Source organism: Azospirillum oryzae, assembly GCF_900177515.1.
Classification (GTDB): Bacteria; Pseudomonadota; Alphaproteobacteria; order Azospirillales; family Azospirillaceae; genus Azospirillum; species Azospirillum oryzae_A.
Genome location: NZ_FXAK01000002.1, coordinates 251,129 through 273,007, shown reverse-complemented (window position 1 = coordinate 273,007; position 21,879 = coordinate 251,129). Strand labels below are relative to the sequence as shown.

Annotated in this window: 22 protein-coding genes; 14 read left to right on the top strand and 8 right to left on the bottom strand. The window is 67.0% G+C overall.

Going from position 1 to position 21,879, the window contains the following annotated elements:
* The first annotated feature begins 8 nt into the window (after nt 1-8).
* Nucleotides 9-467 (top strand): cache domain-containing protein, encoded by a 459-nt coding sequence (locus B9N97_RS04280; protein ID WP_085083721.1) that lies wholly within the window; start codon nt 9-11, stop codon nt 465-467.
* Nucleotides 468-615: 148 nt separating this feature from the next.
* Here the strand turns inward: B9N97_RS04280 and B9N97_RS04275 are convergent, their stop codons facing one another.
* Nucleotides 616-2,412, bottom strand: coding sequence for a tetratricopeptide repeat protein (locus tag B9N97_RS04275; RefSeq protein ID WP_085083719.1), 1,797 nt, complete (start codon nt 2,410-2,412; stop codon nt 616-618).
* Between the two features lie 97 nt (nt 2,413-2,509).
* Here B9N97_RS04275 and B9N97_RS04270 point away from each other — a divergent pair, with 97 nt between their 5' ends.
* From B9N97_RS04270 to B9N97_RS04255, 4 genes are all read left to right on the top strand, one after another.
* A complete protein-coding gene (locus B9N97_RS04270) occupies nt 2,510-3,673 on the top strand; it encodes a L,D-transpeptidase (protein ID WP_167393188.1) in 1,164 nt (387 codons plus the stop codon).
* A gap of 101 nt (nt 3,674-3,774) precedes the next feature.
* The gene (locus B9N97_RS04265; protein ID WP_085083717.1) at nt 3,775-4,644 is read left to right on the top strand and encodes a branched-chain amino acid ABC transporter permease; all 870 of its coding nucleotides are present in this window, start codon (nt 3,775-3,777) and stop codon (nt 4,642-4,644) included.
* Nucleotides 4,641-5,645 carry a branched-chain amino acid ABC transporter permease gene (locus B9N97_RS04260; protein ID WP_085083715.1) on the top strand — a complete coding sequence of 335 codons (1,005 nt, stop codon included), beginning with the start codon at nt 4,641-4,643 and terminating at the stop codon, nt 5,643-5,645. The genes B9N97_RS04265 and B9N97_RS04260 overlap by 4 nt, the downstream gene beginning before the upstream one ends.
* A 1-nt stretch (nt 5,646) precedes the next feature.
* Nucleotides 5,647-6,375, top strand: a complete 729-nt coding sequence (locus B9N97_RS04255; RefSeq protein WP_085083713.1) for an ABC transporter ATP-binding protein — start codon at nt 5,647-5,649, stop codon at nt 6,373-6,375.
* 7 nt (nt 6,376-6,382) lie between these two features.
* Here B9N97_RS04255 and B9N97_RS04250 read toward each other — a convergent pair whose 3' ends face one another.
* The 4 genes from B9N97_RS04250 to B9N97_RS04235 all read right to left on the bottom strand — a co-directional run bounded on the left by B9N97_RS04250 (nt 6,383) and on the right by B9N97_RS04235 (nt 10,658).
* The gene (locus tag B9N97_RS04250; protein ID WP_085083711.1) at nt 6,383-7,171 is read right to left on the bottom strand and encodes a family 16 glycosylhydrolase; all 789 of its coding nucleotides are present in this window, start codon (nt 7,169-7,171) and stop codon (nt 6,383-6,385) included.
* 148 nt (nt 7,172-7,319) lie between these two features.
* Nucleotides 7,320-8,486, bottom strand: a complete 1,167-nt coding sequence (gene rodA, locus B9N97_RS04245; protein ID WP_085083709.1) for a rod shape-determining protein RodA — start codon at nt 8,484-8,486, stop codon at nt 7,320-7,322.
* Nucleotides 8,487-8,676: 190 nt separating this feature from the next.
* Entirely contained in the window at nt 8,677-9,870 is a 1,194-nt protein-coding gene (locus B9N97_RS04240) for a GGDEF domain-containing protein (protein WP_085083707.1), read from the bottom strand.
* A gap of 158 nt (nt 9,871-10,028) precedes the next feature.
* Nucleotides 10,029-10,658, bottom strand: a complete 630-nt coding sequence (locus B9N97_RS04235) for a TetR/AcrR family transcriptional regulator (RefSeq protein ID WP_244560548.1) — start codon at nt 10,656-10,658, stop codon at nt 10,029-10,031.
* A gap of 268 nt (nt 10,659-10,926) precedes the next feature.
* Between B9N97_RS04235 and B9N97_RS04230 the strand changes: the two genes are divergently transcribed.
* From B9N97_RS04230 to B9N97_RS04220, 3 genes are all read left to right on the top strand, one after another.
* Entirely contained in the window at nt 10,927-12,036 is a 1,110-nt protein-coding gene (locus B9N97_RS04230) for an HlyD family secretion protein (protein ID WP_085083705.1), read from the top strand.
* A 148-nt stretch (nt 12,037-12,184) separates the two neighbouring features.
* Nucleotides 12,185-13,738, top strand: a complete 1,554-nt coding sequence (locus B9N97_RS04225; protein WP_085083703.1) for a DHA2 family efflux MFS transporter permease subunit — start codon at nt 12,185-12,187, stop codon at nt 13,736-13,738.
* A gap of 81 nt (nt 13,739-13,819) precedes the next feature.
* A complete protein-coding gene (locus B9N97_RS04220) occupies nt 13,820-14,344 on the top strand; it encodes a hypothetical protein (RefSeq protein WP_085083701.1) in 525 nt (174 codons plus the stop codon).
* 34 nt (nt 14,345-14,378) lie between these two features.
* Here B9N97_RS04220 and B9N97_RS04215 read toward each other — a convergent pair whose 3' ends face one another.
* From B9N97_RS04215 to B9N97_RS04205, 3 genes are all read right to left on the bottom strand, one after another.
* Nucleotides 14,379-15,179 (bottom strand): ankyrin repeat domain-containing protein, encoded by an 801-nt coding sequence (locus B9N97_RS04215; RefSeq protein ID WP_085083699.1) that lies wholly within the window; start codon nt 15,177-15,179, stop codon nt 14,379-14,381.
* Between the two features lie 718 nt (nt 15,180-15,897).
* On the bottom strand, nt 15,898-17,112 hold the full coding sequence (locus B9N97_RS04210; protein ID WP_244560547.1) for an E22 family MetX-like putative esterase: 1,215 nt from the start codon (nt 17,110-17,112) through the stop codon (nt 15,898-15,900).
* A gap of 98 nt (nt 17,113-17,210) precedes the next feature.
* On the bottom strand, nt 17,211-17,531 hold the full coding sequence (locus tag B9N97_RS04205) for a heavy metal-binding domain-containing protein (protein ID WP_085083695.1): 321 nt from the start codon (nt 17,529-17,531) through the stop codon (nt 17,211-17,213).
* A gap of 160 nt (nt 17,532-17,691) precedes the next feature.
* On the opposite strand from B9N97_RS04205, the gene B9N97_RS04200 reads away from it, so the two are divergent.
* The 6 genes from B9N97_RS04200 to B9N97_RS04175 all read left to right on the top strand — a co-directional run bounded on the left by B9N97_RS04200 (nt 17,692) and on the right by B9N97_RS04175 (nt 21,853).
* Nucleotides 17,692-18,327, top strand: coding sequence for a helix-turn-helix domain-containing protein (locus B9N97_RS04200; RefSeq protein ID WP_085083693.1), 636 nt, complete (start codon nt 17,692-17,694; stop codon nt 18,325-18,327).
* Nucleotides 18,328-18,617: 290 nt separating this feature from the next.
* The gene (locus B9N97_RS04195) at nt 18,618-19,592 is read left to right on the top strand and encodes a YqaJ viral recombinase family protein (protein ID WP_085083691.1); all 975 of its coding nucleotides are present in this window, start codon (nt 18,618-18,620) and stop codon (nt 19,590-19,592) included.
* Nucleotides 19,580-20,449, top strand: a complete 870-nt coding sequence (locus B9N97_RS04190) for a hypothetical protein (protein WP_244560546.1) — start codon at nt 19,580-19,582, stop codon at nt 20,447-20,449. The genes B9N97_RS04195 and B9N97_RS04190 overlap by 13 nt, the downstream gene beginning before the upstream one ends.
* A 9-nt stretch (nt 20,450-20,458) precedes the next feature.
* Nucleotides 20,459-20,788 (top strand): hypothetical protein, encoded by a 330-nt coding sequence (locus tag B9N97_RS04185; protein ID WP_085083687.1) that lies wholly within the window; start codon nt 20,459-20,461, stop codon nt 20,786-20,788.
* A gap of 34 nt (nt 20,789-20,822) precedes the next feature.
* Complete coding sequence (locus tag B9N97_RS04180; protein ID WP_085083685.1) at nt 20,823-21,083, top strand: hypothetical protein; 261 nt, start codon at nt 20,823-20,825, stop codon at nt 21,081-21,083.
* Between the two features lie 134 nt (nt 21,084-21,217).
* Nucleotides 21,218-21,853, top strand: a complete 636-nt coding sequence (locus B9N97_RS04175) for a LysE family translocator (RefSeq protein ID WP_085083683.1) — start codon at nt 21,218-21,220, stop codon at nt 21,851-21,853.
* Nucleotides 21,854-21,879: the final 26 nt, after the last annotated feature.

Below are 21,879 nucleotides of genomic sequence, written 5' to 3'. Positions count from 1 at the left end.
GGTCATCCATGATTCGCAGAACCGCATCCCTGGTCGCCGTCGCGGCGGCCCTGCTGACCGCGCCCGCCTTCGCCGCCGATCACGCCACGCCGGAACAGGCCAAGTCACTGGTCGCCGACGCCGTCGCCTATCTGAAGGCCAAGGGGCCGGATGAGGCGGCCAAGGCCTTCCAGGACCCCAAGGGCAGCTTCCGCCGCGGTGAGCTGTATGTCTTCGTCTTCGACACCGACGGCCGTTACGTGGCCTCCGGCGCCAACCCGAAGCTGGCCGGTACCGACGCCGCCAATCTGAAGGACGCGGAAGGCAAGCCCATCGTCCAGGCGATGATTACTGAAACCAAGGAAAAGCCGAACGCCGTCATCGACTATGTCTGGCTGAACCGCCAGACCAACAAGGTCGAGCACAAGCATTCCTACGTCACCCGCGACGGCCGTTACATCGTCGGGGCGGGGACCTATGACCAGTGAACGCCGACCGGTGACCGCGTGACGCGCCGTTCGCGGCCGATGCCCTGAACCCTGTTCTTCTTAAACTGGACCGCCCGGCCTTCCCACGAAGCACAGTTTCGTGGGAAGGCCGGGCGGGATTGTTTTGCGGAACCGGCGGGGCGTCGCCTCAGAACAGCCCCTGGGCCTCGCGCGCATAGTCCAGAAGCTTTTCCACCGACCGCGCGCGGTCGGCCGTTTCGGCGAAGCGCGTCCGCGCCGCGTCCGCCGCCTGCGACCTTGCGGCCGGAACCTGCCCGAGCGCCACGGCGCGCTCCAGGAAGGCCGCCTCGTCGGCCACGGTCATGGCCGGGCCGACGACGCCGGCGACGTCGCCCCGGGCATAGGTCACCACCGGCAGGCCGTCGGCCAATGCGAATGCGGCGCTGCCGCCGCCGCCCTGGCGCGGCGGGTTGAGATAGGCCGTCGCCACGCCGTACAGGCCGCGAATGCCCTCGACATCGCCCAGCGCACGCATCCGCGCCGCGTTGCGGGCGGCGGCGATCCGGCCGGGCAGTTCCGAAACCGCGCCGGCGAAGGCGACCTGCCCATCCGGCACGCGGTCTAGAAGGCGGTCGAGTGTCTCCAGGAACTCCGGCCCGACCTCTTGGTCCAGGCGGTTGCCGACGACGACGTAAAGCGGCCCGTCCGGGGACAGGCCGAGCTCCGCCCGGCTGCGTGCGGGACCGGCGGCGGGCAGGCTCCAGCCGAAGGAGAAGGGACGGAAACGCGTCCGCGCCTCCTCCGGCCAGCCGGCGGCACTGTCCTCCGGCGCATAGCCCAGCAGGAGGGTGGCGAGCGAAGGCGCCAGGCCGCTGGAGGTCGGCAGGAACACAACCGGCCGGGTGCCGGCGAACAGGTCGGCCACGGTGTTGGACCCGCCGAAGGCGACGATCACGTCGGGATCGAACCGCTCCACCGCGTCGACGATGGCGGTCAGCTTCTCCTCGTCGAAGCGCGGCTGCGGGAAGGACAGCATGCGGACGCTCGCGCCCTGGGCGGAGATGGTCTGCTCGCCGTCATATTCCTCGGTGACGTTGTAGCTGTATTCGGGGACGAAGCCGTTCTCCCCCTCCACCGCCATGGCGTTGGGGTTGACGATCAGCACCTCGCAGCCATGGTCGTCCTGCAGCCGGCGGGCGTAATCGAAGGCATCGGCCGTGGGCTGGTGCCCCTCGCCCAGCATCTGGTTGGTGATCAGCGCCACCCGCTTCACCGCCGCGCGCGGAGACGCCCGGCGCAGGCGGCCGTCCAGGCCGTAGCGGCGCGCGGTCTCCTCCACCAGAAGCCGGTAGAAACGGCGGAACTCGCCATTGGTGAAGGCGCCGACGTCGCCCTTGCGCGCATCGCCCTGGAACAGCCGCATGGCGATGCCCCAATAGGCGTAATGCATGGAGGGCACGGAGAAGCGCAGGGGGTCTTCCAGCGCGGTGTTCACCAGATTGCGGTAATGGGCGATGTCGCCGCTGAGCAGGAACAGCAGGGACTGGCGCCGCATCACGTCGCCCATGGTGTAACGCGCATCGACCTCCGCCGCGGCGGCGGCGCGGGTGTCGTCGTCATAGCGACGGATCAGATTCGCGAGCGCGCCGACATTGCCCCAGCCTTCGCCTTCGTTGGTCAACAGGGTCAGGGCGCGGGCGAAGCTGAGCGCCGCCTCCCGCTGCCGGCCGGAGGCGTGCAGGGCGTGGCCCAGATTGGCGTGGAACAGGGGAGAGCCGTCGTCGCCCGCCACCGCCTGGGCGATTCGGTCGACCGCCTCCTCCGCCCGGCCGGATTGCAGGGCGATGACCCCAAGCAGATGGAGGGCGTCCGGATGGCCGGGCGAAGCGTCCAGCACGTCGCGGTACAGCCGTTCGGCCTCCGCGGTGCGGCCGGCGCGGTGGTGTTCCGTCGCGACGGCCAACGTCTGCTCGATCTGGTCCATGATGCACGTCCTTGCTGTCGGGGCGGCCCCCATCCCCCGGAGACCGTCGTCCCATGCTGTTTACTCTGTTTTAGGGGACACGCGATCAACTTTCCGCATGCGTAGACCTACGACCATTCGGGGAGGCCGCGGCCGCGGCGTCATCCCCCGACCGACAACAGCCATTGCGGGCATCCTGGCACGGTGTCTTTTCTGGGTCCTGCTCGCCATCGCGGGTGCCACGGGGGTCGCCACGGGGGGCGCCACGGCGGCTTGTGCCTCCACGCCGGCGGAGGGGACGGCCGGGGACGCATCCGGCGGGCCGTCGATCGCGATCAGCCTTGCCGACCGGCGGCTGTACCTGACCGGGGCCGACGGCGAAGTCCGCAGCTTTCCGGTCGCCATCGGCCGTCCCGGCGTGCCGATCCCCGTCGGCGACAGCACCATCCTGCGCAAGCGCCGCAACCCGACCTGGCGGCCGACCGCGCACCAGCGGCGCGACAAGCCGTCGCTGCCGCGCGCGGTGCCGCCGGGGCCGAACAACCCGCTGGGCAAGTTCGCGCTCGACCTCGGCTGGCCCGCCATCGCCATCCATGGCACCAACGAGCCGGACTCGGTGGGCAGGCGGGCCAGCGGCGGCTGTTTCCGCATGCTGCCCGCGGACATCGAAACGGTCTTCGCAGCGGCCGAGGTCGGCACGCCGGTGCGGGTCGTGCGGGACTCGCTGGGCGGGAGCGCGCCGGAACGGCCCGGGACCCAACCGCCGGCCTTCCAGCCGGCGAGGACGCTGCAGGCTGCGGTCAGGACGGTCCCGCCGCCGGCAGCGCGCCCGCAGCCGGTGGCCGCCGTGACTGCTTCCAAAATGCCGGCTTCCACCATTCCTGCCGTGCCGGCGCCAATGCCGGCGCCTGAGCCGCCGCCCGCGCCGGTCGCCGATCCGCGCTGCGCCACGGTGACGGCGCCGCTGCGGCGGATGATCTGCGACGTCCCCGCGCTCGCCCTGCTCGACGGCCGCGCCCGTGGGGCGCAGGAGCGGTTCCTGGCCGGCATCGCCGATCCGGCGGCCCGCGCCGCGGCGTCCTACGACCTGATCCAGGACGAGCGCCGCTTTCACGAGCGGGTTGCCGCGCTGTGCTGGATCCGTGCCGGGACGGAGGGCGACCCGGCGGTGGCCGCGGCGGCGCATTCCTGCCTGACCACGGCGCTGGAGCGGCGGCTGGCTGATGTGGCGGACCGGATCGCCGGCCTGCGGCGCGGGATGCGGCTGGCCGGACAGCCATAGCCGGAAAGACCGAATAGCATGGTCCGCGGTCGTTCTGGCTTGCCTGTATGCCTGCGGACTGCTAACCCGCAGAACCCAACCGTTCGGACAATCCGCCGCCCATGCCGATCGACTATTATTTGAACATCGCGGCCTCCGGCCTGCTGACCGGCCTGGTCTATGGGCTGGCGGCGCTCGGCCTGTCGGTCATCTTCGGCGTTGTGCGCGTCGTCAACTTCGCCCATGGCGAGATGATGGTGGCGGGCATGTACGGCGCCGTGCTGCTGGGCGGCTGGCTCGGGCTGGACCCGCTGCTGTCCGCGCCCATCATGGCGGCGCTGCTGTTCGTCTGCGGCTGGCTTCTGCAGCGCGGGCTGGTGAACAGATTCGTCGAGCGGCCGGAGCACATGCAGTTCATCCTGCTGCTGGGCGTCGCCACCATCCTGGTCAACGCCATGCTGATGCTGTTCGGCCCCGACGCCCGCAATGTGCAGGTGCCCTACAGCTTCGACACGGTGGAGATCGGGCCGATGCTGCTGGACGCCGTGCGGCTGCGCGCCGGGGCGGCGGCCATCGTGGTGGCGGCGGTGCTGTTCGCCTTCTTCCGCTTCAGCCGGACCGGCAAGGCGATCCGCGCCTGCGCCGACAACCCGCTGGGCGCCCGCGTGGTCGGGCTCAACATCGACGGCCTCTATGCGCTGACCTTCGGCATCGGCGCCGCGGTGGTCGGGGTGGCGGGCGCGCTGATGACCCTGCTGGTCGATGCCCGGCCGCAGCTGGCGCCGGAATACACGCTGCTGAGCTTCATCATCGTCATCGTCGGCGGGCTGGGCAGCCTGCCCGGCGCGCTGCTGGGCGGCGTGCTGATCGGCATGTCGGAGGCGCTGGCCGGTTTCCTGCTGACGCCGTCCCTGAAATCCCTGTTCAGCTACGGGGTGCTGATCGTGGTTCTGCTGCTGCGCCCGCAAGGGCTGTTGGGGAAACGGTCATGAGTGGCTTTTCCGGGATTACCGGGCGCGGGATGGTGCTGCTGGTGCTGGCGGCGCTGGGTCTGGCGGTGGCGCCCTTCGTCGCCGACCGCTATCTGGTCTCGGTACTGACCACGGTGCTGTGGTTCGCCTATGTCGGGCAGGCCTGGAACGTGATGATGGGCTTTTCCGGCCTCTTGTCGCTGGGCCATGCGCTGTATGTGGGCCTGGGTGCCTATGTCAGCGCCGCGCTGTTCGTCCATTTCGGCATCGGCCCCTGGGCCGGCATGGTGCTGGCGATGCTGGTGGCGGTGGTCGCCGGCTGCATCATCGGCTTCCTGGGCTTCCGCTTCGGGGTCAAGGGCGTGCATTTCGCCCTGCTGACCATCGCCTTCGCCGAGGTGGCGCGCATCGGCTTCGATCACATCACCTGGGTCGGCGGCTCCGGCGGGTTCTTCCTGCCGGTGGAGGCGGGGGCGAGCGATCCGCTGAACCTGCGCGGCTCGCCCATGCTGTTCTATTACGTGGCGCTGGCGCTGGTCGTCGGGGCGCTGCTGCTGTCGCGGGTGCTGCTCCACAGCCGCCTGGGCTACCAGTGGCTGGCGGTGCGCGAGGAGCCGGACGCGGCGGAGGCGTCGGGCGTCGACCTGTTCCGCGCCCGGATGACCGCGGTGGCGGTGTCGTCCGCCCTGACCGCGCTGGGCGGAGTGTTCCAGGCCTTCTATTTCAACAACCTGTTCCCGGAGCAGGTCTTCTCCATGGGCCGCTCCATCGAGATCATCCTGCCGGCCATCGTCGGCGGCATCGGCACGCTGGTCGGCCCGATCCTGGGCGCCTTCATCCTGACCCCGCTGGGCGAGGCGCTGACCTTCCTGATCGAGGCCGGCGGGCTGGATCTGCCCGGTCTGAAGCAACTGTTCTATGGCGCGGCGCTGGTGGTGATCGTGGTCTTCCGGCCGGAGGGCGTCTGGCCCTGGCTGGCCCGCCGCCTGCGTCTTGTCCGCCAGCCGGGGGAGGGCGCCTGAGATGGCCGCGTTGCTAGAGGTCGAGGGCCTGTCGAAGCGTTTCCGCGGGCTGAAGGCGGTGTCGGAGGTCAGCTTCACCGTGCCGGAGGAGCGCATCCTCGCCCTGATCGGCCCGAACGGCGCCGGCAAGACCACCACCTTCAACCTGATTGCCGGTGTCTTTCCGCCCGACGAGGGTCGGGTGACGCTGAAGGGCCGCAATCTGACGGGGCTGAAGCCCAATCAGGTCTGCGCCGCCGGGATCGGCCGCACCTTCCAGATCGTCAAGCCGTTCGGCCAGCTGACGGTGGAGGAGAATGTCGTGGTCGGCGCGCTGGCCCGCGAGCGGTCGGTGGAGACGGCGCGCATCCAGGCCCGCGCGGTGCTGGAGCGGCTGGAACTGGCCGACCAGGCCAACCGCCCGGCGCGCAGCCTGACCCTGCCCGACCGCAAGCGGCTGGAGGTCGCCCGCGCGCTGGCCACCCGTCCGACCCTGCTTCTGCTGGACGAGGTGCTGGCGGGACTGCGCCCCACCGAGGTCGACCGGATGGTCGAGGTCCTGCGCGACCTGAACCGGCGCGAGGGGCTGACCATCCTGATGATCGAGCATGTCATGCGCGCGGTGATGGCGCTGTCCGACCGCGTGGTGGTGCTGGACCATGGCGAGAAGATCGCCGACGGCGTCCCGGCGGAGGTCGTCGCCGACCCCCGCGTCGTCGAGTCCTACCTGGGCGCCGAAGCGCTGGACTGAGCCCGGCTCAGTTGCTGAGGTTCGCCGGGTCTTCGCGATAGGTGACGGAGGCGACTTCGGCGGTCAGGGGGTGGCCGGGATAGGTGAAGCGGCGCAGCCACTGGGTGTCGCCCGACGCGCTCCAGAAGCGCAGCATCAGCCGGCCCGGCATGCGCGGCAACTGCTCCGGCCGGCCGGAGACCTCGTGGACCGGCTTGCCGTCGACGGTCCAGACGATGCCGTCCGGCTTCCAGTCGAAGCCGTAGCTGTGGAAGCCCTTGGCGGCGTCGAAGCCCAGATCGACCACCGCATTGCGGTGCCCGACACCGTTGACGACGTAGCTGATCTCCAGCTTGGTGGTGTCCTTGCCGGCGATGCCGAGCGTGATCTCGTCCCAGGGATCGCCGAAGGGCGGGCCGGTGTAGTGGGAGACCGAGGTCATCACCCCATCGGCCTTCACCGCCTTCAGGTTCACCGTATAGGCGCCGTAGCCGTAGAAGCGGTGAGTCGAATACTCGCCGCAGGAATAGCGGTCGTAGCCGGTGATGCGGTCGTCCACCGTGAGGGCGAGGTGGCCCTTGCGGGAGGTGACGTTGGCGCGGCTCCAGGTGCAGTTCATGTGTCCGCCCGCCTTCCAGCCGTCCGACCGCTGCCAGCGCGATGGATCGAAGGAGCCCGACGTCTCGCTGAAGCTGCCGCCGATGTGGCTGAACAGCGAGTCCGCCAGCGCGGGGCCGGCGGTGGCCAACAGAGCCGCGAGGCTCGCGCCGATCAGGGTGGTCCTCCGCACGCCGTGTCCCGTGGCGATTTTCCGCATGGCCGGTTCCTCCCGCTGCTGCCGGGCCGACCCGAAATTTCGGTCGGCCTCCACCCCGATATCGCGAGAGCAGGGCGGGGAGGCAACCGCGCGGGCGGGGTGCACCCGCCCGCTGGCCGGCGTACCTCAGGCGATACGCATCGGACCGTCAGACGTCGGTCACGCCGCTTTTGGGGATCCGCACGTCGCGGTGGACCGACATGCTCAGCAGCAGGCCGACGCCGATCATCAGCGTCATCATCGCCGAGCCGCCATAGGACACCAGCGGCAGCGGGATGCCGACGACCGGGATCAGCCCCATCACCATCGCCACGTTGACGAAGACGTAGAGGAAGAACTGCGCCGTCATGCCGACGGCGACCAGCCGGCCGAACTGGCTGCGGCTGTTCAGCGCGATGACCCAGCCATAGATGAACAGCAGAACATAGAGCGCCAGCAGCGTGGCGGCGCCGACCATGCCGAATTCCTCCGCCAGGACGACGAAGATGAAGTCGGTGTGCTTTTCCGGCAGGAACATCAGCTGGCTCTGCGAGCCGGACATGAATCCCTTGCCGAACAGCCCGCCGGAGCCCAGCGCGATCTTCGACTGAAGGATATTGTAGCCGGCGCCGAGCGGATCGGTCTCCGGATCGAGGAAGGTGTAGACGCGCTGCTTCTGGTAATCGTGCAGGAACTCCCAGGCGATCGGGATGGCACTGAGGCCGCCGCCGATCACCAGCAGGAACTTCCAGACCCGGACGCCGGCGGCGAAGAAGATGGCGCCGCTGCCCATGATGAGCAGCAGCGAGGTGCCGAGGTTCGGCTGCATCAGCACGAAGGCCACCGGCGTGAAGACCAGCAGCAGGGGCGGGATCAGCAGCAGCGGGCGGCCGATCTGGTCCAGCGTCACCCCATGGAAATAGCGGGCGAGCGCCAGCGTCAGCGCCGGCTTCATCAGCTCCGACGGCTGCAGCTGGAAGAAGCCGAGGTCGATCCAGCGCTGCGCGCCCATGCCAATGCGGCCCATCAGTTCCACCGCGATCAGCAGGCAGAGCATGACGAAGAAGATGACATAGGCCGATTTCATCAGGTGGCGGATGTCGACCAGCGCGATGCCCAGCATCAGGACAAGGCCGGGAATGGCGCGGACCAGCTGCGGCTGTGCCCAGGGCTTCCAATGGCCGCCGGCGGCGGAATAGAGCAGCCCGACGCCGACCCCGGTGATCGTGCAGATCAGCAGGACCAGCCCCCAGTTGATGAGCCTGAATTTCGTGCCGAGCGTCAGCTGCGACCGCTGCGGCTCCAGGCCGCCGGAGCCGAGATTGGAAAGAACCACGACCTTACGCCGATGTTGCCGGAAGGGACGGAGCCGGATCGGACCCGGCGGATCGGACCCCGAAAGATCGGGCGGGGCAAACCGTCCGGGGGTACCGGCGCGGATAATGCGGCAAGCGGTCGCGCGGGTAAAGGCGGCCGTGCGCCGGCCGTTTTTTCTAACCGGCCCCGCTTGCCGGATCAGGCGGGCGTCAGGCCGGCATGGGCACCGGATGCGCCGCTTCGGGGAAGAAGCGCACCTGATTGCGCCCGGCATGCTTGGCGTCATATAGGGCGCTGTCCGACTGGGCCATCAGGTCGGAAAACTCGCTGTGCGCCCTGGTCAGGCTGACGCCGCCGATGCTGCAGGTCACCGTCACCCCGGCCTCGGCGCCGAGCTGGGCCAGCTGCCGTTCGATGGCGCCGCGCAGCCGCTCGGCCAGCATCCGGCCGGCCTCCGCCCCGGTTTCGGGCAACAGGATGGCGAATTCCTCCCCGCCGATCCTGCCCAACGCGTCCTCGCGCCGGATCTGTCCGGTGCAGCAGTCGGCCACCGCCTGGATCACCCGGTCACCGAAGGGGTGGCCGGCGCGGTCGTTGATCGATTTGAAGCGGTCGATGTCGAGGACCAGCACGGTCAGATCCCGGCCATAGCGACGGGCCCGGCGGAATTCCACCTCGCCCATTTCGAACAGGCGGCGGCGGTTCAGGGCGCCGGTCAGCCCATCGGTGTGGGCGAGTTTCGACAGCTCGCGATTGAACTCGTCGCTGGCCATCAGGACATAGTTGATCGCTCCGATCACGGTCCCCAACAGCGACAGCAGGAAGGTTATCCGTTCCACGCGGTCATCCAGCATGTGGGCGACCGGCGCCTCCTCCTGTGTCATGCCGGCGGTCATACGGACCAGATAGACCGTAACGAGCGCGGTGCACAGCACTCCGGTGACATAATGGGGGACTCCGCGTCCTTCGTAGCGGACAAGCACCTCGTACGCGATGCCCAACAACACCGCGCAGGTTGCCGCGCTCGTCAGGATGCGGACCGACGCGATGCCGCCGCCGGCAAGAAGAAGCAGCAGGCAGAGCGATGCCACCCCCAGCCCGACGACCGCCGGCAGATAGGGCCAGGCCGGACGGCTCTGCAGATGGCGGACGCTGGTGTAGTTCATCGTCAGTCCCGCCAGCCCGATCCCGTTGGCGAGCGGAATCAGCAGTTCCGGCGCCTGACCGGCACGCAGTCCGGCGATGAGGAAAGCGGACCCCAGCAGGAATTTTCCATAAGAATAAGCGCGCAGGGATTCGCGGATGTGCCGGGGATAACGGCCGGAGGCAACGACGATCGACAGCCCGACGGCAAAGCCAATGACGGTGATGACCTGCGCGATGAAATTGGTCTCATAATCCATCGGCGAATCCGTCACGCACCGTTACGCGGGTATGCCTTCGGCACGCTATAGGAAGCCTTTGCCGGTGACAAGCCGAAGGGGCGAATTCTGCGCGTGGATTCCCGGTTAGTGTCTCTCGATTGCCGCTGTCGCCAACCGTGCGTTTTGAACGCTTGCCGTCAGCTCCTGTCCGGGGCGTAGCCCTTGGCGAACAGGTCGACGGCGGCGTCGACATAGCGTTCCAGTTCCTCGTCGCTCGGCCGTTCGCTCAGGCACAGCAGCAGCTTCATGTGCATGTTGGCCTTCAGCAGCCCGAAGAACTGGTGGGTGGCGAGGTCGCAGTCGGTGATCGCCAACTCGCCCTTGTCCGCCATATGGGCCATGAACTGCCGGGCGCGCTGAAAGGTCTCGGCCGGGCCGCTTTCATAGAAGGCCTGGGCAAGCTGGGGCTGGCGCAGCACCTCGCCCAGCACCATCCGGTAGACCCCCAGCGCCTTCGGCGAGGCGATGAAGCGGACGAAGGTGCGACCGATCAGGCGCAGGCCGTCCGCCGCCGGCAGGTCCATCGCCTCGTCCCAGACGCTGCTCATGACGGAGTTCGCGCATTCGCAGGCGACCATCGCCCGGAACAGCTCCTCCTTGCTGCCGAAATGCGCGTACAGGGTCGCCTTGGACACGTTCGCCTTCTTGGCGACGGCATCCATGCTGACGGCGCTGTAACCATGGTCCAGGAACAGGGTGCCTGCGGCCTCCATGATCTGGGCCGGCTTCGATCCTGCTTCGGGAGTGGGGGCAACCAAGGTGGTCATGCGCGCCTCGCCAGAGTCCATGTTGCCAGAGTCCATGCTGCCTCGGTCCATGTTCCTGGCCCCTACCGCGTTCCGCATCGCTCGACAAGCCCCCTGACACCAATTGCCAAAAACTAAACCGTTCAGTTCGGTCTTGACAAGAGATAGGCCGTCCGCCATCTTCCGGCAAGACTAAACTGAACGGTTCAGTTTCTTTTCCGTGACGGCGCCGGCAAGAGCGCATCGGCGGGACTGCGAATCGGACCGCGGTGGATTGGGGATAGAGACAATGGCGAATGGCGTACGGAAGATCGTGCTGTCGGGCGTTGCGCTGGCTGTGCTGGCGGGTGGCGCCGTCGCCGGCGAACATTGGTGGACCACGGGCCGGTTCCTGGAGTCGACCGACAATGCCTATGTGCAGAGCGACATCACCGTCGTCAGCCCGAAGATTTCCGCTTATGTCCGCGACGTGAAGGTCGCGGAAAACCAACTGGTGCGGACGGGCGACGTGCTGGCGGTGCTGGACGACCAGGACTTCCGTGCCAAGGTGGCGGAGGCCGAAGCCGCCGTCACCGCGCAGAAGGCGGCGCTCGGCACGCTGGACAGCAAGCTGGAGCTTCAGCGCACGGTGATCGACCAAGCCGCAGCCACGCTGGCGAGCGCCGAGGCCGAACAGCGCCGCGCCCAGCAGGAGTTCGAGCGCAGCCGGTCGCTGGCCAGCGACAGCTGGACCAGCCGCCAGAAGCTGGAGACCGCCGACGCCGACCTGCGCAAGGCGGTGGCCCAGGTGGCGAAGGCGCGGGCGGCGCTGGCGTCGGAGAACGAGCAGGTCAACGTCCTGCACGCGACCCGGACCGAGACGGAGGCCCATCTGGCCCAGGCCCAGGCGACGCTGCAGACCGCGCGCAACGACCTGGACAACACCGTGATCCGCGCGCCGGTCGATGGCGTGATCGGCAACCGCGGCGTCCAGGTCGGCCAATATGCCCGGCCGGGGGTGCAACTGCTGTCGCTGGTGCCGCTGCCCGACGTCTATGTGGTCGCCAACTTCAAGGAGACCCAGCTGGCGCACATGCGCCCCGGCCAGCAGGTCAGCATCTCCGTCGATGCTTTCCCCGACCGCCATCTGACGGGCACCGTGGAGAGCTTCGCCCCGGCGTCTGGGTCGAAGTTCTCGCTGCTGCCGCCGGAGAACGCGACCGGCAACTTCACCAAGATCGTGCAGCGGGTGCCGGTGCGGATCGCCCTGCCGCGTGACAACGCGCTGGCCGGCCTGCTGCGTCCGGGCCTGTCGGTGGAGGCGGAGGTCGACACCCGCGGTGCCGATGCTGCGCCGCATGTGGCGAGCGGCGGCGTGTTCGGCGCGCTGTCCGACAAGCAGGCGGTGGCCGCCAAGTAGGCGGTCACGCTCCGGCGGGGGCGCCGCCCCTTCTCCCCCCTTCGGGGGCGGCGTTCCCGCCTTCAATCCGAGTGACATTCAGGCCGGAGCCGCGCTCCCTCCATTTGGGGGCGGCAGTCGTTCGGCCGCGACGGAAGGCAGCGGTTCCATGGCGACACCGGCCCAGGGCATGCGCCCGCTCACATCCCGCGACATCGCCGGCTTCTTCGCGATGGTCGTTGGCATGTTCATGGCGATCCTCGACATCCAGATCGTCTCCAGCTCGCTGTCGGAAATCCAGGCGGGCTTGGCGGCCAGCGCCGACGAGATCTCGTGGGTGCAGACCTCCTACCTGATCGCGGAGGTCGTGATGATCCCGCTGTCGGGCATCCTGTCGCGCATCCTGTCGACGCGCGTGCTGTTCACCGTGGCCGCCGCCGGCTTCACCCTGACCAGCGTCGCCTGCGCCTTTGCCGGCGGCATCGAATCGATGATCGTCTGGCGCGCGCTGCAGGGCTTCATCGGCGGCGCCATGATCCCGACGGTGTTCGCCACCAGCTTCATGATCTTCCCGCCGGAGAAGCGGGCGGGCGTGTCGGTGATGATGGGTCTGGTCGCCACCATGGCGCCGACCATCGGCCCGACCCTGGGCGGCTACCTGACGCAGCACATGTCCTGGCATTGGCTGTTCCTGGCCAACGTCATTCCCGGAATCCTGGTGACCTCGCTGGTCTGGTTCCTGGTCGATGTCGACCGGCCGAACCCCGAACTGCGCAAGGGCTTCGATTTCGTCGGGCTGGCGCTGATGGCCGCCTTCCTGGGCAGCCTGGAATATGTGGTGGAGGAGGGGCCGCGGAACGACTGGTTCGACGACGAGGCGATCTTCGTGCTGGCCGTGGTGGCGGCCGTCTCCGCCGTCGGATTCTTCTGGCGGGTGCTGTCCTACCGCAATCCCATCGTGGAACTGCGCGCCTTCGCCGACCGCAACTTCGCAATCGGGTCGCTCTACAGCTTCATCCTCGGCATCGGCCTCTACGGCTCGGTCTATCTGCAGCCGCTGTTCCTGGCCCGCGTGCGCGGCTTCAACAGCCTGCAGATCGGCGAGATCATGTTCGTGACCGGCGCCTTCCAGTTCATGTCGGCCCCGATTGCCGGCGCCCTGTCGAAGCGGATGGACCTGCGCGCCATGCTGGCGCTCGGGCTGATCCTGTTCGGCACCGGCGTCTGGCTGAACAGCCACTTCACCGCCGAGACAGGCTTCTGGGAGCTGTTCCTGCCGCAGGCGGTGCGCGGCATGTCGCTGATGCTGTGCTTCATCCCGATCAACAGCGTGGCGCTGGGTACCCTGCCGCCGGACAAGCTGAAGAACGCGTCGGGCCTGTACAACCTGATGCGCAACCTGGGCGGCGCCATCGGGCTGGCGGCGATCAACACGGTGCTGACCGACCGCAACGCGCTGCATCTGAACCGGCTCGGCGACAACATGAACCTCGCCCGGCCGGAGGTGCAGCAGATGGTCGACAACCTGAGCCAGCGCTTCGACGGGCTGGTGGCCGATCCCACCGCCGCCGCGATGGCCCGGCTGGTCGGGCTGCTCCAGCGCGAGGCGCTGATCCTGACCTTCAACGACGCCATGCTGCTGATGTCGGCGGTGTTCTTCGGTGCCCTGCTGTTCATGCCGCTGGTGCGCCGGCCGGGCGGGCCGGTGAAGGCGGATCACTGAGCACGGGATAGGTTGCAGCCCGTGGGTTGTGCTATAGCTTCACGGATCGACTGAACGCCCGTCCGAACTCTGCCGAGCCCCATGAGCAAGCGCCAATACACCCGAGCCGAGGTCAAGGAACTGCTGGGCGCGCTGGAGCGCCAGTGCCGTGAAGCGTCGAAGCTGGCCCAGCTGGCCGAGCATGAGGCGAGCAAGCACAGCTTCGGCGCCTATCGCGACTTCCGCGACAAGGTCGGCGAGTTCCAGGCGCTGGTCATCCTGATCGAGCAGCGCATGCGCAATCTGGTCGATGCCCGCTCCGACGACCTGCGCGACCAGTTCGAGAAGCTGGACATGGTGATGCTGGCGCTTCTGGTGCGCGCCAGCATGCGCTTCTTCTTCGTGCTGTCGGCGAACCCGATCCTGCCGATGGGCGCGCGCGAGATTTTCGTCGCGGAGCTGCGCAGCCTGCACGACGCGGCGGAAAAGCTGAAGCGGCCCAACTATGCCGGCAAGCTGGGGCCGGACCTGGACCGCGATCTGGAAACGGCATCGCTGATCCTGGAGGAGATCATCGACAAGGCGCCGAGCCTGCTGAACTTCCGCGGGGCTCCGATCGGGGAGTAGGCGCGCCGGCAGGACTGTCGTGTAGCATATGTGATTAGGGCCAGCGTCCCGTCCTCTTGCATTCCTGGGCGTTGTTTGCCGCTCTAATACGGCAAAAGCTTCCAGCACTGCCCGAATCGCACAAGCGCGTCGCCTCGTGATACATACGCGTGCAATAGTTGTCTTGGGTTGGCGGCGGAGTGACTTTCTTTTCACCACCTAGAAGCGCTTGCACATTGGGGTCAGAGGTAAGTTGAGCGGCTGTTTCTCCCTCGTTGTTTCGCGCGCGTTGATCTGCACCACGTCCGACCAGATATTCCACACTTCTCAAATTACCTTTCCAGGCGGCGACCATCAGCAGCGTCCATCCATCGCTGTTGCGGGCGTTTACATCCAACCCCGTGTCGAGAAGTCGCGCCAACTCATCCTGCTGATTGTACTCGATAGCCCAGCGAGCTTCCGTCCAGGCCTTGGCAGGATCAAAGGATGGCAATCCGCCGCCACCGCGAGCAGCCATCGCGTCGGTCAGCATCCGCTTGATCTGAGCGGAACCGGCAACGTCAAATGCCGTCTTGCCGTAGTTGGTCTTGATCGTAGGGTCGGCTCCACGGTTGAGCAGCAGGCTTACGAAAGCGGTCTTTCCTTGGTCGGATGCGATGTGCAGCAGGGTCCAGCCGTCACCGTTCCGGGTGTTGATATCAACGCCTTGTTCGAGGAGGGCGATCAGTTTTTGGTCATTCTGTTGCCACATTGCAGAGTTGAGTGCGCCATAAAGATCGTTCCAGTCATCGGCATACACAGGCGCGCTGTTGAGCACAATCACCGACAGTACGGCTATTGTCAGGAACCTCATCATCTCTCCTCGATGCGGAAAATATATACGTCATCACGTGCTTTTACTTGGAGTACTCATTGTTTGCTGCAGCAAGAGCGATTATAAGTTCACGGTCCCTCACTCTTCGCCCTCCGATCGTCCGGTATGTTCCATCGGGTTGGCGGTAATAACGTTTTCCTTTAAGAATAACGGGTGATGGAAGCGCTCTCCAGCCGCGCCATGCACCATAAACCAGTCCGAAAATCAAGACCAAACGCAATAGATCAATCGCTTCCATTTGCAAATCCTTTGTTCAAATCCTATGGCGCAAGTGTGGGAAATTACATGTGTGCCACGGCAGCAGTATAGCTGAACGTAAACGGAAAATGCCCTCCGATTAACCGTCTTGGTTATCTGGCGGGCATCAGGCAACAGGTCTTCAATGAGCATAGGAGCGCGGCTGGTGACGGCACCAATCGGCAGGCGTGATCGCGGTTTGCGATACAGTCGGCTGCCAGTGGCGATCCAGAGATCGCCTTCGCGGCCTCAAAAGCCGCAAAGGCCGGATACAAGCAAGGCCATGGAAGGCTTTCCGTTCAACGGCCGGTACGTTCCAGCCATGTTACCGGTACCTTCACAATGTCGTATGGGCCGCCGGCTTTGCGTCGACGGCCCACCGATGTATGTGAACGTTATTCTCCGAAGCGGGTGAGCGGCAGGGTGAAGAAAATCAAGGCTTGGCTTCTCTTCAAAGAGCCGCTCACTTCGCCAGGAACTGCGCGATGGTGTCGCCCGCCTTGCCAATGTTCACCACGCCGTCGAGATGGCCGAGGGTCGAGGTGATCGACTCGGTGTACTCCACCTTGTTGCCCTGCTTCTCCAGCCGGTCCTTCAGCGGGCGCATGTTGCGGTCGGGCGGGAAGACGAGGTCGTCGGCCGACGGGATCAGCAGCACCGGCGCCTTGATCTTCGCCAGACCGTCCTCCAGCGAGCCGCCGTTGCCGGTGACGAAGGTCTGGTTGGCCTTCACCAGATAGAGGAAGTGGTTGGCGTCGCTGACCGCGGCGCGGCCGGCGGCGGCCTTGTCCAGCCAGGCTTCGATGGCGTACTGGTTGCCCATCGCCGCCTTCGGGTCCTTGCCGTCCTCCGCCCATTTGCGGCCGAAGGCCGCGTCGGCCCATTTCCAGTGCCGCGCCTGCAGGGTGACCAGCTTCAGCGCCTCGGTCAGGCCGGCCTTCGGCTCCGCCTTGCCGTAATAGTCACCGTTGTTCCAGTTGGGGTCGAGCTTGATCGGCGCAGCCCACAGGTTCAGCCAGCCGATCAGGAACGGATCGGCCTCCGGCCCGCCGATGGCGGCGATGACGCGCTTGACCATCTCCGGATGGTCGGCCCCCCATTCGAAGGCCTGGAGCGAGCCCATCGAGCCGCCCATCACCGCCTGCAGCGTCTTGATGCCCAGGCTGTCGATCAGCGCCTTCTGGACATTGACGAAATCCTGGATGGTGACGACGGGGAAGCTCATGCCATAGGGCTTGCCGGTGTCCGGGTTGATGCTGGCCGGGCCGGTGGTGACGACGTTGGGGTCCTTCGGCGACAGGTTCACCAGCGTGTCGGAGCTGATGATGAAGTATTTGTCGGTGTCCAGCGGCTTGCCGGGGCCGATGATGCTGTCCCAATAGCCGGGGGCGGCGTCGTCGGCCTTGTATTTCCCGGCGGCGTGGCTGTTGCCGCTGAAGAAATGGGTGATGAGGATGACGTTGTCCTTGGCGTCGTTCAGCTTGCCGTAGCTTTCCCAACCGATGCGGACGTTCTTGATCGTCCCGCCGCCGGTGGTGGTGTAGGACGGCATCTCGAAGACCTTCTTTTCGACGATGCCGTCCAATGCCAGCGCCGGCAGGGCGCCGAACAGGCAAGCCGCCATGGCGAGACCGCCGAGGCAGCCGGACCAGATGGAACCGCGGACAACCCCATGCATGAGCATCCCCCTCCCGATTGTTTGCTGGAGCGGCAGTCTACCCATACGGTTGTGCCTGTCCAGACGCCTTCGGTGACGCTTACGGTTAGGGGTTGTCTTTACCGCAGCCGGACGGCGGTCCCGTTCACCGACACCATCAGCATGCCGTTCTCCTTGCCCAGCACCTCGTAATCGACATCCACGCCGACCACGGCATCGGCGCCCAGCGCGCGGGCCGACTCCTCCAGGTCGGCGAAGGCCGCCTCGCGCGCGTCGCGCAGCGCCGCCTGATAGCCGCCGGCCCGGCCGCCGACGATGTCCCGCACCGACGAGAACAGGTCGCGGAACACGTTCACCCCCATGATCGCCTCGCCGGCGACGATGCCGAGATAGAGGGTGATCTGGCGGCCTTCGACGGAATCGGTGCTGGTGACGATCATGGTCGCATCTCCCAAGGTGATTTCGCTGCCGCACAGATGGGGCCTGCACCGCCGAGTCCAAGGCGGCACTGCGAAATCGCAGGGCGTTCTAGTCCATCGCGCCTTCCCCCACCCCGTCCGTACCGTGTAGGACAAGGTGGGGGAAGGCGAGGGGGAAACGATGGACGACACGCGGCGAGCCATCCTGCGCTGGATGACCGGCGTCATGGAGGCGAAGGGCTGGAGCGCCGGCGGCTGGGCGCGGCTGGCCGGCGTCACCGCCACCAACCTGACCCGCTTCCTGCGCGATCCGGTGATGGGCAGCGTGCCCAGCGCCGACACGCTGGCCCGGCTGGCCCGCGTCGCCGGGTCGGAGCCGCGATTCCTCGACGATCACGCCTATGCGCCGGTCTCCCGCGTGCCGGTGCTGACTCTTGAGCAGGCGCACATCTTCCTCGATCTCGGCCGCCGGGCGGGGGAGGCGTTCCTGGCCGGGGCGCTGAAGGACGGCGCCGCGTCGGTCGCCATGGACGGCCGCACCTCCCGCCGGGCCTTCGCGCTGCGCATCCTGTCCAAGAGCCTGGACGCCGCCGGCGTGCTGCCGCGCGACTGCGTGGTGCTGGAACCGCTGGACGTGCTGACACCTCAGACGGGCGATGTGGTGGTGACGGTGGGCGAGGGCACGATCTGCGGATACCGCTTCTTCCCGCCCCACCTGATGCCGGTTTCGACCGATCCCGACTGCCGTCCGACCGCCTTCGACAGCGCCCATGTGGCCGGAGTCGCCGTGCATGTGGTGCGAGCGCTTCGCATGTAAAAGGCTGCCGCGGCACGAGTCGCGGCGCGCGTTCCAATCCCCCGCGACTCGCAAAAACGGACGGCTCTACTCCGTCCGTTTTGTCTTGTGATGACTCTCGCCAGAAGACACCAAATATAGCGTGTTTCCAGGACTTTGGGCTGGTCTACGGCCAAGCCATAGGTTCACGTTTTGTTCTTGAAAGCTGCGTGTTCGCATCCCATATTCAGGGTCCGGTGAGGCGGTTCGAAACACATGCTGCGAAGTCGCAGCGGCGGTCTCGCTTCGGGGTTCGGGAAGTTGGGAAAAGTATGGCGATCACTCAGGCACAGCGGGACTTGCGGGCGGGGCGGATCGGGTCGTCGGACGCGACGCGCGTGATGGCCGGCGACTGGCTGTCGCTGTGGCGCGAGAAGACCGGCCGGGTCGAGCCCGAGAACCTGGATCTCGTCGCCGCCGTGCAGATCGGCATCGCGACCGAGCATCTGCACCCGCGCTTCGTCGCCCATGCCACCGGCCGCGATTGCGTGGCGGCGGCCGACACCTATCGCCATGCCGAGCATGATTGGATGGTCGCCCACCCCGACTTCCTGACCAGCAGCGTGGCCGACGGGGCGCTCGACACCATCGTGGAGGCGAAGTTCAACAGCGGCTTCCAAACCGATGCCGACCTTGCCCGCCGCTATCACTGGCAGGTCCAGCATCAGTTGGCGGTGGTCGGGCTGGACCATGCGCTGCTGTCGATCCTGCGCCCGACCGGCCACAGCCTGATGACGGTTGATCGTCGCCCGGACGATGTCGAGCGTCTGGTGGAGACTCTGGAAGCCTTCTGGTGGCACGTCGTCAATGACGTCGAGCCGTCGGACCCGCTGCCGATGGACGGCCCGTCCTATGAGCATGGCCGCGTCTTCGACATGGGGCGGCACAACCGCTTCCGCGCTCTCGCCGACCGGCTGGTCGCCAACCGGGCGGCAGCGCTGGCGGTGAAGGAGGATGAGGCCGCTCTGAAGGCGCTCATGCCTGACGATGCGCGCATTGCCTTCGTTGCGGTCGATCAGGCCGATGGCCGCTCCGGCGGCCTCTATCTCGCGCGCGACCGCGAGGGCCGGCTCAGCCTGCGCTATGGCGCACCGCCGCGCCGGGCTCTGGCCGACGCGCAATCCTGGGGACCCTCCGCTGACCCGAACGCGGTGGAACTCAGCCTGGAAACAGTGCTGACCGCCGGCTGGGGTGAGGGGAGAGCCGAAACGTTTGGACAAGAAGGACCCAAATCATGGGACGCATGAGCAAGACCGACCACGTCGTTGCCGACACTGAAAACGCCGAAACCAGCGTAGCCGAGTCCAACGTGACGGAGACCACCCAGGCCGAGCCGAAGTCCGGCGGCAGCCGCGGCTCCCAGGGGTCCAAGGGGTCCGCCGGCGGAGCCAAGCCGGCCGAGCCGCAGCGCATCGACACCATGTTCCTGTGGAACCGGTTGAAGCGCACCGATCCGAAGGCGACCAAGCCTTTTACCCGCTCCGGCGGATTCCGCGGCACGCAGATCGACCCGACCTGGCGCTTCCAGATGATGACGGAGGTGTTCGGTCCGATCGGCAAGGGCTGGGGATACGAGCAGGTGGATTGGACCATCGCGGAACGCATGATCTTCATCTGCGCCCGCGTCTGGTACATCGACCCGGAGACCAGGGAGAAGTGCTTCACCGGCCCGCAGTGGGGCGGGACCGAGATGGTCCGCCGCCGCAACGGCATGGAGATGCCGGACGACGAGTGCTTCAAGATGTCGATGACCGACGCGGTCGGCAAATGCCTGCTGCAGTTGGGTCTGGCCGCCGATGTCTATATGGGCCAGTTCGACGACAGCAAGTACCGGGAGGAGTCGGAGGCCTTCTATGCCGCCAAGTCCAACCCGGACCTGCAGCCCGCCGCCGTCGAGGCTTTCGAGGCGGAGGTGAAGCGTCGCCTGGGGGCCTGCCTGGATCTGGACGACCTGGAAGAGGTCTGGCGGTCGGGCGTCGGCACCCGCCTGCGCGAGATCGGCTCCGTCGACCGCGCCGCGCAGCACCGCATCACCGGCCTGTTCGCCCAGAAGAAGGCCGAGATTCTGAAGCGCGAGGAAGAGGACGGGCGGGAAGCCGCCTGACGGAACGCCATGGCCCAGATGACTCATGACACCGGCGACCGGTCGCCCAGCGGTCTTTTCCGCATGAGCGCCTGGGAAGGCGAGTTCGAGCGCGCCAACGCCCAGCTGCCGCGCTGGTATTGGAATCGCGACCAGCGCCGCCGCCACTACGCCCGCTGGGTGGAGGCGGAGGCCGAAACGCTGGCGATGCGGCTGTCGGGACTGTTGCGGTCCGACAGCCCAACGGAAACCGCAGGGGCGGCCCGCGTCCTGGTCGAGTCGCTGTCGCGTGACATCGACTGGGCTCGGCGGTTGGAAGACTCGGAATCGGAAGACGGCAAGTTCGCCCACGCCGCCTGACCGCAGGCGGACATCAAGGGAAGGATATCATCCCATGACGATAGAAGAGGTCCAGGCGCGTCTGCGCGCCGCTCAAGCCCGCATCGGGCGTGAGGGCCGCTTCGCCCTCACCCTCAGCCTGGACGGGCGCGAGGAATGCTACATCACCCATTGGTTCCGCCCCGAACCGCACGCCTTCGAGGATTGCCGCGCGGTCGGTTCCGGAACCCTGGCCGAATGCCTGGACGCGCTGGACCGCTATGTCGCGGTGAACCGGGTGCGTGACGAGGCTCCGGTGCTGATGGCAGCCGAATGACATCCCCGTAACGGCCAAGCCATCGGCCTTTCTCCCCTCGTTCCCCCCGCGGACGAGGGGACTTTTTTGTCCGCCGTTCGCGGACTGTCGAGGTTGTGTTATCGTCGCCACCTTCAAGCCGAAGGGGAGCGAACATGGATCCCGTACTTGCCTTCGTCAGCATCGCCGGGGCCATCGCGGTCGGCGCCGCCAGTCCGGGCCCAAGTTTCGTGCTGGTCGCCCGCACCTCCATCGCCGTATCCCGCCGGGCCGGTCTGGCAACCGCGCTCGGCATGGGGATCGGCGGCGTGTTCTTCGCGTCGCTGGCGCTGCTGGGGCTGCATGCTCTGCTTTCGCAGGTCGGCTGGCTCTATGCGGTGCTGAAACTGGTGGGCGGCGCCTATCTGCTCTATCTCGCGGTTCGGATCTGGCGCGGAGCCGCCGAGCCGCTGGTGATGGCGGACGAGGGACAGACGGCGCCCGCCGGGCTGATGCGGCCACTGCTGTTCGGGTTGCTGACGCAGCTGAGCAATCCGAAGACGGCGCTCGTCTATGGCAGCATCTTCGCCGCGTTGATGCCGGCCGAACCGCCGTTCTGGCTGTTCGTTTTCCTGCCTCCGGCAATCTTTCTGATCGAAGCCGGCTGGTACGCCATCGTCGCTGCGGCATTCTCCGCCGGCCGGCCGCGCGCCGCCTATCTCAGGTCCAAGCGCTGGGTCGACCGGATTGCCGCGGCAGCGATCGGTGGCCTGGGCGTCCGCCTGATGTCGGACGCCTTGCCCCCTCCCTAACCCTCCCCCGCTTCGCGGGAGAGGGA